11 protein-coding genes are annotated in these 12,280 nt (G+C 73.2%); 5 read left to right on the top strand and 6 right to left on the bottom strand.

The genetic code is table 11. The annotated features are described in order from the left end of the window. Window positions 1–14 precede the first annotated feature (14 nt). From AB0G52_RS33765 to AB0G52_RS33745, 5 genes are all read right to left on the bottom strand, one after another. The gene (locus tag AB0G52_RS33765) at window positions 15–866 is read right to left on the bottom strand and encodes an SGNH/GDSL hydrolase family protein (protein WP_132894200.1); all 852 of its coding nucleotides are present in this window, start codon (window positions 864–866) and stop codon (window positions 15–17) included. Further along, window positions 863–2,077 carry a glycosyltransferase gene (locus tag AB0G52_RS33760; protein WP_361341777.1) on the bottom strand — a complete coding sequence of 405 codons (1,215 nt, stop codon included), beginning with the start codon at window positions 2,075–2,077 and terminating at the stop codon, window positions 863–865. Before AB0G52_RS33760 ends, AB0G52_RS33765 begins: the two co-directional genes overlap by 4 nt. Next, window positions 2,074–3,204, bottom strand: a complete 1,131-nt coding sequence (locus tag AB0G52_RS33755; RefSeq protein ID WP_361341774.1) for a glycosyltransferase family 1 protein — start codon at window positions 3,202–3,204, stop codon at window positions 2,074–2,076. Before AB0G52_RS33755 ends, AB0G52_RS33760 begins: the two co-directional genes overlap by 4 nt. Window positions 3,205–3,454: 250 nt before the next feature. Further along, on the bottom strand, window positions 3,455–4,873 hold the full coding sequence (locus tag AB0G52_RS33750) for a HEAT repeat domain-containing protein (protein ID WP_132894195.1): 1,419 nt from the start codon (window positions 4,871–4,873) through the stop codon (window positions 3,455–3,457). Between the two features lie 300 nt (window positions 4,874–5,173). Beyond that, window positions 5,174–5,566, bottom strand: coding sequence for an ankyrin repeat domain-containing protein (locus AB0G52_RS33745; RefSeq protein ID WP_132894193.1), 393 nt, complete (start codon window positions 5,564–5,566; stop codon window positions 5,174–5,176). Between the two features lie 222 nt (window positions 5,567–5,788). Here AB0G52_RS33745 and AB0G52_RS33740 point away from each other — a divergent pair, with 222 nt between their 5' ends. Then, on the top strand, window positions 5,789–5,983 hold the full coding sequence (locus AB0G52_RS33740; protein ID WP_046731976.1) for a hypothetical protein: 195 nt from the start codon (window positions 5,789–5,791) through the stop codon (window positions 5,981–5,983). A gap of 37 nt (window positions 5,984–6,020) precedes the next feature. Then, complete coding sequence (locus AB0G52_RS33735; RefSeq protein ID WP_361341769.1) at window positions 6,021–7,583, top strand: ABC transporter ATP-binding protein; 1,563 nt, start codon at window positions 6,021–6,023, stop codon at window positions 7,581–7,583. Window positions 7,584–7,643: 60 nt separating this feature from the next. On the opposite strand, the gene AB0G52_RS33730 is transcribed toward AB0G52_RS33735, so the two are convergent. Continuing rightward, entirely contained in the window at window positions 7,644–9,143 is a 1,500-nt protein-coding gene (locus AB0G52_RS33730) for a PLP-dependent aminotransferase family protein (RefSeq protein WP_132894189.1), read from the bottom strand. A gap of 109 nt (window positions 9,144–9,252) precedes the next feature. On the opposite strand from AB0G52_RS33730, the gene AB0G52_RS33725 reads away from it, so the two are divergent. From AB0G52_RS33725 to AB0G52_RS33715, 3 genes are read left to right on the top strand one after another with little or no spacing between them, the layout of a single operon-like run. Next, window positions 9,253–9,906, top strand: a complete 654-nt coding sequence (locus tag AB0G52_RS33725) for a hypothetical protein (RefSeq protein ID WP_132894187.1) — start codon at window positions 9,253–9,255, stop codon at window positions 9,904–9,906. Continuing rightward, on the top strand, window positions 9,903–10,670 hold the full coding sequence (locus AB0G52_RS33720; RefSeq protein WP_132894185.1) for a glycerophosphodiester phosphodiesterase: 768 nt from the start codon (window positions 9,903–9,905) through the stop codon (window positions 10,668–10,670). The genes AB0G52_RS33725 and AB0G52_RS33720 overlap by 4 nt, the downstream gene beginning before the upstream one ends. 39 nt (window positions 10,671–10,709) lie before the next feature. Beyond that, complete coding sequence (locus tag AB0G52_RS33715; protein ID WP_361341764.1) at window positions 10,710–12,065, top strand: MFS transporter; 1,356 nt, start codon at window positions 10,710–10,712, stop codon at window positions 12,063–12,065. Window positions 12,066–12,280 lie beyond the last annotated feature (215 nt).

The raw sequence follows: 12,280 nt of genomic DNA, 5'->3' as shown, positions 1-12,280 counted from the left end.
CCAGGTCACGCATGTCACGCGGCGTCGGCCGGGCGCTCCGGTGGCTGGAGGGCGGCCAGTGCGGCGGATACGGCGGCCGACGCGCTCAGGTCCAGGCGGGCGCTGGTGCCCTTGCGACGGTGCCGCATCTCGTCGACGGCCAGCCGCAGCAGCTGGGGCAGCAGGTCGCGGCAGCGTCTGATCACCCAGGCGGTACCGGCGGTGGCCAGCCACAGAAGGCTCGCCTTCCTGGTCGGCGCCGGGAACTCGGGCTCGGACGACGGCGCCGTCCCGGTCGCCTTGCCCAACGGGGCGAGCAGCGCGTGGAAGCGGACGGCGAGCTGCCGGTGCCCGCGCTCGCCGGGGTGCAGCCGGTCCGCGCTCCACATCGCGCGGTCGGCGAGCCAGGCGCCCTCCGCCGCGTGCAGGTGGACGGCGCCGTACCGCTCGGACAGCGCGTGCACCACCGTGTTGACCGCGCGTTGCCGGCGGGCCAGCGGGCGGGCCAGGGCGCCCGGCAGCCCGAGCATCGCACCGGGGTCGGGCAGGCAGGCCGTGAGAAGCGTCGCGCCCGACGCGGTGAAGGCGGCGTAGACCTTGTCCAGCCGTTCGGCCACCGCGTGGATGTCGAAGGTGCAGCGCAGGGTGTCGTTGACGCCGATGACGACCGCGACGATGTCGGGGTGCAGTTCCAGTGCGGCCGGGGTCTGACGTTCCAGCACGTCCCGGGTCTGCGCCCCGCTGACCGCGAGGTTCGTGAAGTCCACGTCCTGCGCGGCGAGTCCGCCGGCCAGCAGCGCGGCCCAGCCGCGCCACCCGTCGCCCGCGGGGTCGCCCACGCCCTCGGTCAGCGAGTCCCCGAGCGCCACGAACCGTACGGTTCTCATGCCACGCCCTCCGCCACGACACGGCGGGCCGGTGCCGTCGCCGCGTCCTCGGTCCGGTGGCACGTCAGCGGCGCGTCGTGCGCGTCGAGGAACGCCTCCACCGCCGTTCGCCAGCCGAAGCACTCCGCACGCGCGCGTGCCGCTTCCCGGCGTTCGGCGACGGGCCGCTCCAGGATCGTCTCCACGGCGTCGGCGAACGCCTCGCCGCGGTCGGCCGCGGTGGCCCCCGCCGATCCGATCACCTCGGGCAGCGCGGAGGACGCGCTGGCGACCACGGGTGTCCCGCAGGCCATGGCCTCCAGGGCTGCGAGCCCGAAGGTCTCCGCGGGCCCGGGCGCCAGGCACACGTCCGCGGACGCCTGCAGGGCGCCCAGGGTGCCGCGGTCGGAGACGTGTCCCAGGAAGGTGACCGGCAGCCTGCGTTCCCGTGCCCGCTGTTCGAGACGCTCGCGCAACGGCCCGTCACCGGCGACGATCAGGACCGCCCGTCGCCCGCGCCGCACCATCGCGTCCACGGCGTCGAGGGCGGTGCCCGGCCGCTTCTCCACGGACAGCCGCGAGCACATCACCAGCAGCGTCTCGTCCTCGCGCGCGTAGCGGGTGCGCAGGTCCGGGTCGCGCAGCGAGGGGTGGCGGCTCACCAGGTCGACGCCCAGCGGTGCGCGGACGACGTTGCGGGCGCCGATGCGGACGAACTCGCGCTCGGCGAACTCGGTGGTGCACACCACGCGCGCGTAGGTGTGCGCCGTACGGGCGTTGAGCGCGTCGGCGGTGCGGCGGGACATGTGCTCGGACATGCCCCAGGTCCGCAGGACGCCGTCGGCGGTCTCGTGGGAGACCATCACGGCGGGGATCCGGGCGCGCCGGGCCCAGCGGCCGGTCCAGCGCAGGGTGGTGCGGTCGGACACCTCCAGGCGGTCGGGCGCGAGGTGTTCCAGCAGGGTCTGCACCCGCCGCTTGTCGACGAGGACGCGGTAACCGCCGGTGCCGGGCAGCAGCGGGCCGGGCAGGGTGATCACCCGGCCCTGTTCCTCGTCCCGGTCGGAGTAGCGCTCGCCGGGCACGATCAGGACGGATTCGTGACCTGCCGCGACGAAGCCCTTCCCGAGTTCGCGCAGGGCGGTGCGCAGCCCCCCGGAGGAGGGGGCGACGAAGTTCGCCAGCCGGACGATGCGCAGCGGGCCCGGCGGGACGGACGGGGAGGCGCTCATGCCGCCACCACCGGCCGGCGCGCCGCGAGCACGTCCTCGTAGTGGCCGATCAGCTGGTCGCCGACCGCGGCCCAGGTGCGGCCCTCGACGGTGGCCCGGGCGGTGGCGCCGAACGCGGTCCGCAGGCCGGCGTCGGCGACGAGGGAGGCGACGGCCTCCCGTACGGCCCCGGCGTCGCGCGGCGGGACCAGGAACCCGGTGCGGCCGTGGTCGACCAGGTCGATGGGGCCGCCGACGGCGGGGGCGACGACCGGGACCCCGCTGGCCATGGCCTCCTGGACGGTCTGGCAGAAGGTCTCGAACGGGCCGGTGTGGGCGAAGACGTCGAACGAGGCGAAGATCCGGGCGAGGTCGTCGCCGGTGCGGCGGCCGAGGAAGACCGCGCCGGGCAGCGCCTCGGTGAGGTGGGCCTGGGCCGGCCCGTCGCCCACGATCACGACCTTCACGCCCTCCAGGGCGCAGACCCCGGCGAGGAGTTCGACCTGCTTCTCGGGGGCGAGACGGCCGACGTAGCCGACGATCACCTCGCCGTTCGGGGCGATCTCGCGGCGCAGCGCCTCGTCGCGGAACTCGGGGCGGAAGCGGACGGTGTCCACGCCGCGCTGCCACAGCTGGATCCGGGGGACGCCGTGCGCCTCCAGGTCGCCGATCGAGGCGGTGGACGGGGCGAGGGTGCGGTCGGCGGCGCCGTGGACGGACCGGATCCGCCGCCAGGCGGCCGCCTCGCCGGCGCCCACGTAGGTACGTGCGTATCCGGCCAGGTCGGTCTGGTAGACGGCGACGGCGGGGATGCCGAGCCGGGCGGCGGCGGCCATGCCGCGGACGCCGAGGATGAAGGGGCTGGCCAGGTGCACCACGTCGGGGCGGTGCCCGATCAGCGCGGCCGCGAGTCGGCGGCTGGGGAGAGCCACTCGGACCTGGGGATAGCCCGGGAGCGGGAGGGAGGGGACGTGGACGACAGGGCAGGGCGCTTCGGCGGCGGCGAGCCTGTTTCCGGGAGCGGGAGCGGGAGCGACGACAAGGGGGGCGTGACCGCGATCGACGAGGTGTCGGGCGGTCTGGAGCGCGCAGTGGGCCACGCCGTTCACATCGGGGGGAAAGGATTCGGTCACGATGACGACACGCATACCGGTGTTGTCGCCGTGCCGGACGTGGCCGCGTCAAAGTGGATCTTTCCGGATGTTAAACGTCCCATGAGCGTTGCTCTGCACACCCGAGCAGGCCAGCCGGTGTCCATGTCCGGCTGAGCCGCCGGTCACCGCTCGTTCACCCGGCGGGCGGCCGTCCGCACCTGGAACGCGTGAGGGTCCCCCGTGGTTCCCGTCATTCCCGTGGTTCTCGTGCTGCCGATGCCGCCGTGTCCCCCGTGGTCCCGTGTCACACGGCGGGTGCGTCCGGTCCGATGCGGCTGCGTACGGCCGTCTGGACCTCGGCCTCCTCGGCGGGGTCGGCGGCGAGCCGGCGGAGTTGTTCGACGACCCGGGCGTCACCGGTCTCGGCGTGCCGGGCGGCGATCTCGCGGGTGGTCTCCTCGCAGTCCCACAGGCATTCGACGGCGAAGCCGGTGGCGAAGGAGGGATCGGTGGCGGCCAGGGCGCGGGCGGTGCGGCCACGCAGGTGGGACGAGGCGGTCTCGCGGTAGACGTGGCGCAGGACGGGGGCCGCGCAGGCGATGCCGAGCCGTCCGGTGCCGTCGACGAGCGTCCACAGGGTCGGTGCGTCGGGGCCTTCGCCGCGTACGGCCTCCCGGAGCGCCGCGAGGACCAGTTCGCTGTCCTGGGCACCGCCCCGGCAGGCCAGCATCCGGCCGGCGGCCGCACCGAGGGCGTCGGGGCGGCGGGCCCAGCCACGGGCGCGGTCGACGGCGGCGATGCTGCGCATGCGTTCGAAGGCGTCGACGGCGGCCTCCGCCACGGTGGCCGTGCCGTCGGTCACCGCGGCCTCGATCAGGTCCAGGGCGGCGGGGTCGTTGTTGTCGGCGAGGTAGCGCAGGGCGGTGCAGCGGGCTCCGTCGGTGCCGTCCTGGGCGGCCCGGAGGATCTCCGGCCGGTCCTCGGGCCCGGCGACGGCGACCAGACACCGGGCGGCGGGCACGTGGAGTGCCGCACCGCGCTCGATGCCCTGTTGGGCCCACTCGAAGACCGCCCGCACGCTCCACCCCGGACGGGGCCCGGTAGGTCGCATCTGGCGTTGCCAGCGGTCGAAGCAGCCGGTCTCCTGCGCGGCACGCACACGCGTGGCGATCGATTCGCGGGGGTCCTCGGCCCACAGCCGCCAGGGCCGTGGCTCGAAGGCGTCCCGTACGGCGGCGGCCAGCTCGGCCTCGCCCTCTGCGTCGGCGGCGAAGCGGGCGAGCACCGGGGCGGCGAGGGCGCGCAGGCCCGCGTCGTCGTCCCGCAGGGCCAGCTCGTCCAGCGCCCAGGCCCAGTTGGCGCCGCACGCCGCGTACCTGCGCAGCAGTTCGAGGGCGTCCCTCCTGCCGTAGGAGGCGAGGTGCCCGAGCACGGCCAGCGCGAGGCCGGTGCGGGACTCCTCGGGATCGAGGACGTCCTCGGGGTCGAAGAGGTGTGCCTCGATGGCGTCCAGCTCGCCGTTCAGGTCGAGGTAGAGCCGGGCGTAGTAAAGGGAGCGGTTCTCCACCTGCCAGTCGTGGCGGGGGTCGCTCAGCACACAGTGGTTCAGCGCCGCGAGCGCCTCGGCGCGCGGGGCGGTGAGCGCGTGCAGCGTGCCGTCGCCTCGGCCCCGCTGGAGCAGGCCGAGCAGCGTACCGCTGGGCGCTATGACCGGATCGAACATGGGAAACAGCCTCACATCAAGCGTCGACGCAACCGGAGAACACGCATTACCTGGCCGCGTGACACAACGTCGGGGCGCCCGCCGTCTCTTGCTTGCTGTAGACCATTTCTCTCTGCCTCTCGTCAGTGGCCCATGCGGGCCGATCACGGCCCGCGCGGTGCGGCAAGACCTGCCCGGCCATCGCGTCCGTGAATCACGACGTCATGATGACCCGGCACTTCGACCTGCCGCGACCGAAATTTCGGCGGCCCTGTACCGCCTCCCCCGTTATGTGTGTTTTAGCTGGTCAGAACAGATGGGTCAGTGGGTACCGAACAGTTCCAGAAGGTCCGCCTTGCCGAACATGCGCGCCGTGTCGACGGCCGACGGAGTGCCCGCCGCCGGGTCCGCGCCCGCGTCCAGGAGCACTCTGATCACTTCCGTCTCACCTTTGAAGACCGCACCGGCGAGTGGTGTCTGACCTCGGTCGTTGACCCGGTCGGCCTCGGCGCCCCGGGCGAGCAGTTCTCGTACCGCCTCGGCGTGCCCGTGGTAGGCGGCGAGCATCACGAGGGAGTCGCCGCGGTCGTTGGTGAGGTTGGCCGGAACGCCCGCGTCGAGGTACGCCACGAGCGCCTCGGTCCCGCCCTGCCGGGCCAGATCGAAGATCTTGGTCGCCAGCTCCACGACCTCGGGGTCGGGGGCTTCGGTCATCACCGGGACCGCCTCTCCTGTGTGCTGCGGGACGTACGAGTGAATCGACAGCGTACTGGTTCGGTACGGACGGGCAATCCGGTCAGCTCCGGTCGAGAGTGATCCACCAGCAGAGTGAAATATACCGAGATTCACCCAATTGCACCTTTAATCGTATGGATACCTTCTGTGATGCTGGAAGAACTCATGGTGACTGTCCCCCCTCGACACCAGGAGATCTCAATGATCCTCTCCATCTCAGGCGTCATCGTGCTCGGCATCATCGTCTTCCTCTTCTTCCGCAAGGACGGCCTGAAGCCCTCGCACGCCACGGTCTCGGCGCTCTTCGGCTTCTACCTCGCCAGCACGGCCATCGCGCCGAGCATCAAGGCCGGCGGCGAGAGCCTGGCGAGCCTGCTCGGCGGCATCAAGTTCTGACGCTCGTCCCGCCCGTACGCACCACCAGGAGACAGCAGTGGCCCGGCGCCCCCTCCCCCGCATTCTGAGCAACGGCACCGCGCAGCTCGCCCGAAGCCGGGAGCTGGCCCGGACGGCTGCCGACAACGCCACCGACGTCCTCCACCCGCTCATCACCGTCACCCGCGGGCTGAGCCGGCTGGCCTCGGCCGGACGGCGCAGGTGGGCGGAGACGCCCAAGGACAAGCGCGGGCCACTGCTCTTCCTGGCGGCCTCGGCCGTCCTGGTCGTGGCCCTGGTGCCGTACGGACCACTGCTCGCCGTCATCACCCTGATGGCGGCGAGCGCCTGGCAGGGCCGCGACCGCACCCCGCCCCCGCCGGAGGGCCCCGACGAGTCCCAGACCCAGCGACTCCAGTCCCTGTACGAGGCCCTGGTGCCGTACTTCTCGGCCGCCGAGGACCCGGCGCCGCTGTACGCACACGGCGGGGAGTGGGACAAGGCCTTCCTCGCCCACGAGTTCGACGACACGGGCCGGATCGGCCAGCTGGTGATCCGCTACCCCGCGTACTTCCCGGACGGCGACCCCGCGGCCCGCGCGGGGATCGAGCACCTGCTCACCGCGAAGTCCGGCCGGGGCCGCGAGTACCACTTCGCATGGGACGAGGAGGCCAACCAGCTCACGGTGACCGTCCTCGCCCCGCTGCCCACCGACATCGCCGCCCAGCGTTTCGTCACCACGCCGGGCGAGACGGTCCTCGGTTTCACCGACCCCACCGAGGTCCTGCGCACGCTCCCGCTCGGGTACGGCGAGGAGCAGCGGGACGTACCGCCGGTCGTCTGGCGCACCGGCGCCCGCTCCACCGAACCCCACCTGCTGGTCATGGGCAGGCCCGGCAGCGGCACCACGACCCTGCTGCGTTCCGTAGCCCTGCAGGCGCTCCAGTACGGCGACGTACTCGTCGTCGAGGGCGGCGGCACCGGCGAGTACGCCTGCCTCAGCGGCCGGGACGGGGTGCTCGCCGTGGAGTGCGGCCTGGCCGGGGCGCTGGCCAGCCTGGAGTGGGCCGCGCACGAGACGGAGCGGCGGCTCATCGCCCTCAACCTCGCGCGGCAGGCGGGTCACGCTCCGCCGGAGGACTGCAGACGTCCGCTGTGGATCCTGCTGGACCGCCCGAGCGCCTTCGTCCACCTGGCCTCGGCAGACGGCCACGAGGACCCGCAGTCCCTCCTCCAGGTCCCCCTCCGGCACGGCCGCGCGGCGAACGTCACCGTGGCGGTCGCCGAACACCTCGACAGCGCGGACACGTTGAGCGAGGCGGTACGACAGCACACGCGCGCGCGGGTCGTGCTGGGACCGGCGCTGCCGGACGAGCTGACGGCGGTGCTGGGGGCGCCGCCGCACACGACGCCGTTGGCCCAGGTGCCGCCGGGGCGGGGTTACGCCCGGCTGGGGCACGGGCCGGTGCTGCGCCTTCAGGTACCGGCGACACCGGACCCGTACGACGACGCGACGAGCGAGGTGGACCGGGAAGCGGTACTGGCCCTGCTGCCGCCGCGCAGCGGGGTGGTGGAACAGGCCGGAGCGCCGCCCATGGAAGCCGCAGTGGCCGAGAGCTGACGCTGGGTGCGGGGGCGCGCGGAACCCCGCCACCGGCCCCGCCCGCCCGCGGCGCAGCCGCTACGCCACGAACGACCGCGGCCCCTCGCTCCCCCCGCTCGCCCCCGACGCCACCAGCCGCCCCGCCGCCGCCAGCCGTGCCGCCGCCTCCTCCGCCACCGCTCCCCCCACGGTGAACGGCAGCCGCACATAGCCCTCGAAGGCCCCGTCCACCCCGAAGCGGGGACCGGACGGGACCCGCACGCCCACCCGCTCGCCCGCCTCCGCGAGCCGCGACCCGGACAGCCCGCCGGTCCGGACCCACAGCGTCAGGCCGCCCTTCGGCACCTCGAACTCCCAGTCCGGCAGCTCCCGGCGCACCGCGGCCACCAGGGCGTCCCGGTTCTCGCGGGCCTGGGCCCGGCGCAGGTCGACGGCCTGCTCCCAACCGCCCGTGCTGAAGAGCCAGTTCACCGCCAGCTGCTCCAGCACCGGGGTCCCCAGGTCGGCGTAGGCGCGCGCGGCGACCAGGCTGCGGACGACGTCCGGGGCCGCCCGGACCCAGCCGATGCGCATGCCCGCCCAGAAGGCCTTGCTGGCGGAGCCGACCGTGACGACCGTGGAGCCGGCCGGGTCGAAGCCGCAGACCGGGCGGGGCATGGTCACGTCCTCGTCCAGCCACAGCTCGCTCATGGTCTCGTCGGCGACCAGCACCGTCCCCGCCGAGCGCGCCGCGTCCACCAGCCGGCGCCGCTGGTCGTCGTCGGCGAGCGCCCCGGTGGGGTTGTGGAAGTCGGCGACCACGTACGCGATCCGGGGCGCCGCGTCCCGCAGCACCTGGCGCCAGCGGTCCACGTCCCAGCCGCCCAGCCCCTCGGCCATCGCCACCGGCACCAGCCGGGCGCCCGCCTCCCGCATCAGCTGGAGGATGTTGGCGTACGACGGCGACTCGACGGCGATGCGCTCGCCGCGGCCCCCGAAGAGATGGCAGATCGCGTCGATCGCGCCCATCGCGCCGGTCGTGACCATGATCTGCTCGGGCATGGTGGGGATGCCGCGCGCGGTGTAGCGCTCCGCGATCATCGCGCGCAGGACGGGCAGGCCGGCCGGGTAGTCGCCGTGGGTGTGGGCGTAGGGCGGGAGTTCCTCCAGGGCGCCCTGGACCGCCCGGGTCAGCCAGGGCTCGGGGGCGGGCAGGGCGGCGGTGCCGAGGTCGATCACCGAGCCGAGCGCCTCGGGGGGCAGGGGTTCGAGGCCTCGGGCGGGCAGCGGGTTGCCCGCAGGGACGGCGGTCCAGCTGCCGGCGCCGCGCCGGGACTCCAGGAACCCCTCCGCGCGCAGCGCCTCGTAGGCCGCCGCCACGGTCGTCCGGCTGACGGAAAGGGAGAGCGCCAGTTCCCGTTCGGCCGGCAGCCGGGCGGCGACCGGGACGCGGCCTTCGAGCACGAGCAGCCGGATGCCGTCGGCCAGCGCGCGGTAGGCGGGCGGGCGCCGGGTGCCGGGGCCGGCCGGCCGGTCCTGCTGCGAGTTGAGCAGCCGGGCGAGCTGCGCGGCTCCCACCGCTGACGTCCACTGCGCCATGAGAATCAGTCCACCTTCCCCGAATTGGCCATGGATGGCTCTTCCTCCCAAGCCACAGAGTGACACGGGTCAGGCCACCTTTTCCACCTCTCCCATCGGGGGTATCCACTTGTCCACGCACGGCCGTCTCGGACGACGGTTGGTCCAGCTCTACGTGGGGCTCACGCTGTACGGCGTCAGCTCCGCACTTCTCGTCGTGGCCGGTCTCGGCCTGGAGCCCTGGGGCGTGCTGCACCAGGGCCTCGCCGGGCACACCGGGATGGACATCGGCACGGTGGCGATCATCGTGGGCGCGGCCGTCCTGGTCCTCTGGATCCCGCTGCGCCAGCGGCCGGGACTCGGCACGGTCTCCAACGTCTTCGTCATCGGCCTCGCGATGAACGCCACGCTCGCCGTCGTCCCGGTGGCGCACGGGTTCGTCCTGCGGGTGCCGCTGATGGCGGCGGGAATCGTGCTGAACGGAGCGGCGACCGGCCTGTACATCGCGGCGAGTTTCGGGCCGGGGCCGCGGGACGGTCTGATGACGGGGCTGCACCGTCGTACCGGACGCTCGATCCGGCTGATCCGGACCGGGATCGAGGTGGCCGTCGTGGTCACCGGTTTCGCGCTCGGCGGGACGGTCGGCGTCGGCACGCTCCTGTACGCCGTCTCCATCGGGCCGCTCGCGCAGCTGTTCCTGAAGGTGTTCGCCGTCCGGGCGGCATCCGGCCGCAGCACGGTCGTTGCCACGGGGTCACCGGAACACGCGATACTGCCCGAGTGAGCACGCCGAAACGCCATCCGTACCTGGACCATCCCGGCCCCATCGCCTTCGCCCACCGGGGCGGGGCCGCGGACGGCCTGGAGAACACCGTGGCGCAGTTCCGGCGCGCGGTCGAGGCCGGCTACCGGTACATCGAGACCGATGTCCACACCACCGCGGACGGCAGGCTCGTCGCCTTCCACGACGACACCCTGGACCGGGTCACCGACGGCGCGGGCCGGATCGCCGACCTGCCGTGGGACGACGTACGGCACGCGCGCGTGGCGGGCCGCGAACCGCTCCCCCTCTTCGAGGAACTGCTGGAGGAGTTCCCGGACGTCCGGTGGAACGTGGACGCCAAGGCCGAGCCCGCCCTGCGCCCGCTTCTCGACCTGATCGAGAAGACGGACTCCTACGACCGCGTCTGCGTCGGCTCCTTCTCGGAGGCGCGGGTGCTGCGGGCGCAGCGACTGGCCGGGCCCCGGCTCGCCACCTCGTTCGGCACCCGTGGGGTGGTCGGGCTGCGGCTGCGCTCCTGGGGGCTGCCCGCGGCGGTGCGCCGGTCGGCGGTGGCGGCCCAGGTGCCCGAGTCCCAGTCGGGGGTCCCGGTGGTGGACCGGCGGTTCGTGCGCGCCGCCCACGCGCGCGGGCTGCACGTCCACGTGTGGACGATCAACGAACCCGCGCGGATGCACCGGCTCCTGGACCTGGGTGTCGATGGCATCATGACCGATCACATCGACACGCTGCGCGAGGTCATGACGGACCGGGGCGTCTGGGTCTGAGAGGCGCGCGGCGCCGCCGCGGGAAGGACGAGGGCACGGGTGGGCACGGAGACCGTGCGGACGGAGGCCTTGGACGAGGCCGCCGCACTGCGGCGCGAACAGCGCGGATGGTATGTGTACGACTGGGCGTGCTCGGTCTACTCGACGAGCGTCCTGACCGTGTTCCTCGGCCCCTACCTCACCTCGGTGGCCGACCACGCGGCGGACGCCGACGGCTATGTACATCCGCTCGGCGTCCCGGTCCGGGCCGGCTCGTTCTTCGCGTACTCGGTCTCCCTGTCGGTGGTCCTGGCGGTCGTCCTCATGCCCCTGGTGGCCGGCGCGGCCGACCGCACGGGCCGTAAGAAGCGCCTGCTGGGCGCCGCCGCGTACACCGGGGCCGCGGCGACGACCGGCATGTTCTTCCTGGACGGCGACCGCTATCTGCTCGGCGGCCTGCTGCTGGTCGTCGCGAACGCCGCCCAGTCCGTGGCGCTGATGCTGTACAACTCCTACCTCCCGGGGATCGCCGCGCCCGAGGAACGCGACACCGTCTCCTCCCGGGGCTGGGCCTTCGGCTACGCGTCCGGTTCGCTGGTGCTCGTGGCCGACCTGGTCCTCTACTCGGCGCACGGCTCCTTCGGCCTGTCGCAGACGGAGGCGGTCCGCATCTGTCTGGCCGCGGCGGGTCTGTGGTGGGGCGCCTTCGCCCTCGTGCCGCTGCGTCGGCTGCGCGACCGCGGTGGCCGCGGCGACCGGACGGCCGGGGCGGCGGCGCCGGGGCTGCGTCAGCTGTCGGCGACCGTCCGGGACATGCGCCGTCACCCGTTGACGCTGTCCTTCCTGCTGGCGTACCTCGTCTACAACGACGGCATCCAGACCGTGATCTCGCAGGCGTCCGTGTACGGCTCCGAGGAGCTCGGGCTCGGCCAGTCGACGCTCATCGGCGCCGTCCTGATGGTGCAGGTGCTGGCGGTGGCGGGCGCCCTGGGGATGGGGCGGCTGGCGCGGGTCCACGGGGCCAAGCGCACGATTCTCGGGTCGCTGGTGGCGTGGACGGTGACGCTGGCGGCGGGGTACTTCCTGCCTGCCGGAGCACCGGTGTGGTTCTTCGTCCTCGCGGGCGGCATCGGTCTCGTCCTCGGCGGCAGCCAGGCCCTGTCTCGCTCGCTCTTCTCGCATCTCGTGCCGCCCGGCAAAGAAGCCGAGTACTTCGCGGCGTACGAGATGAGCGATCGGGGGATGAGCTGGTTGGGACCGTTGTTGTTCGGGATCACCTACCAGCTGAGCGGAAGCTACCGTTCGGCGATCATCTCGCTGGTGGCCTTCTTCGTCATCGGGTTCGCGCTGCTCGCGCGGGTACCGGTACGGCGGGCGATCGACGAGGCGGGCAACCCGGTTCCGCAGAAGGTCTAGCACAAAGATCCAGCGGGAAGATTTAGCGTTCAACGCGAAAGGGCGGTAGTGTACGCGTTTGGCCTGCCAGGCGTACCGTTACTGCGCGTCAAAGATGCCGAAACGCTGGGTGACATCTGTTAGCAGATGTGACAAACCGGGCGCCGGTGGGTACAACAAGGGGCGGCTACGACGGCGACGCATGACCCGGAACGGGAATCTTTACCGCCGACCGG

Source organism: Streptomyces sp. NPDC021562, assembly GCF_040640875.1.
Lineage (GTDB): Bacteria > Actinomycetota > Actinomycetes > Streptomycetales > Streptomycetaceae > Streptomyces.
Note: the sequence above shows the minus strand (reverse complement) of the source record. Positions and strands in the feature narration are given on the sequence as shown.

Coding starts and splice junctions, on each gene's coding strand:
- AB0G52_RS33765 (WP_132894200.1), bottom strand. CDS start 866: ATGAGAACCGTACGGTTCGTGGCGCTCGGGGACTCGCTGACCGAGGGC.
- AB0G52_RS33760 (WP_361341777.1), bottom strand. CDS start 2,077: ATGAGCGCCTCCCCGTCCGTCCCGCCGGGCCCGCTGCGCATCGTCCGG.
- AB0G52_RS33755 (WP_361341774.1), bottom strand. CDS start 3,204: ATGCGTGTCGTCATCGTGACCGAATCCTTTCCCCCCGATGTGAACGGC.
- AB0G52_RS33750 (WP_132894195.1), bottom strand. CDS start 4,873: ATGTTCGATCCGGTCATAGCGCCCAGCGGTACGCTGCTCGGCCTGCTC.
- AB0G52_RS33745 (WP_132894193.1), bottom strand. CDS start 5,566: ATGACCGAAGCCCCCGACCCCGAGGTCGTGGAGCTGGCGACCAAGATC.
- AB0G52_RS33740 (WP_046731976.1), top strand. CDS start 5,789: ATGATCCTCTCCATCTCAGGCGTCATCGTGCTCGGCATCATCGTCTTC.
- AB0G52_RS33730 (WP_132894189.1), bottom strand. CDS start 9,143: ATGGCGCAGTGGACGTCAGCGGTGGGAGCCGCGCAGCTCGCCCGGCTG.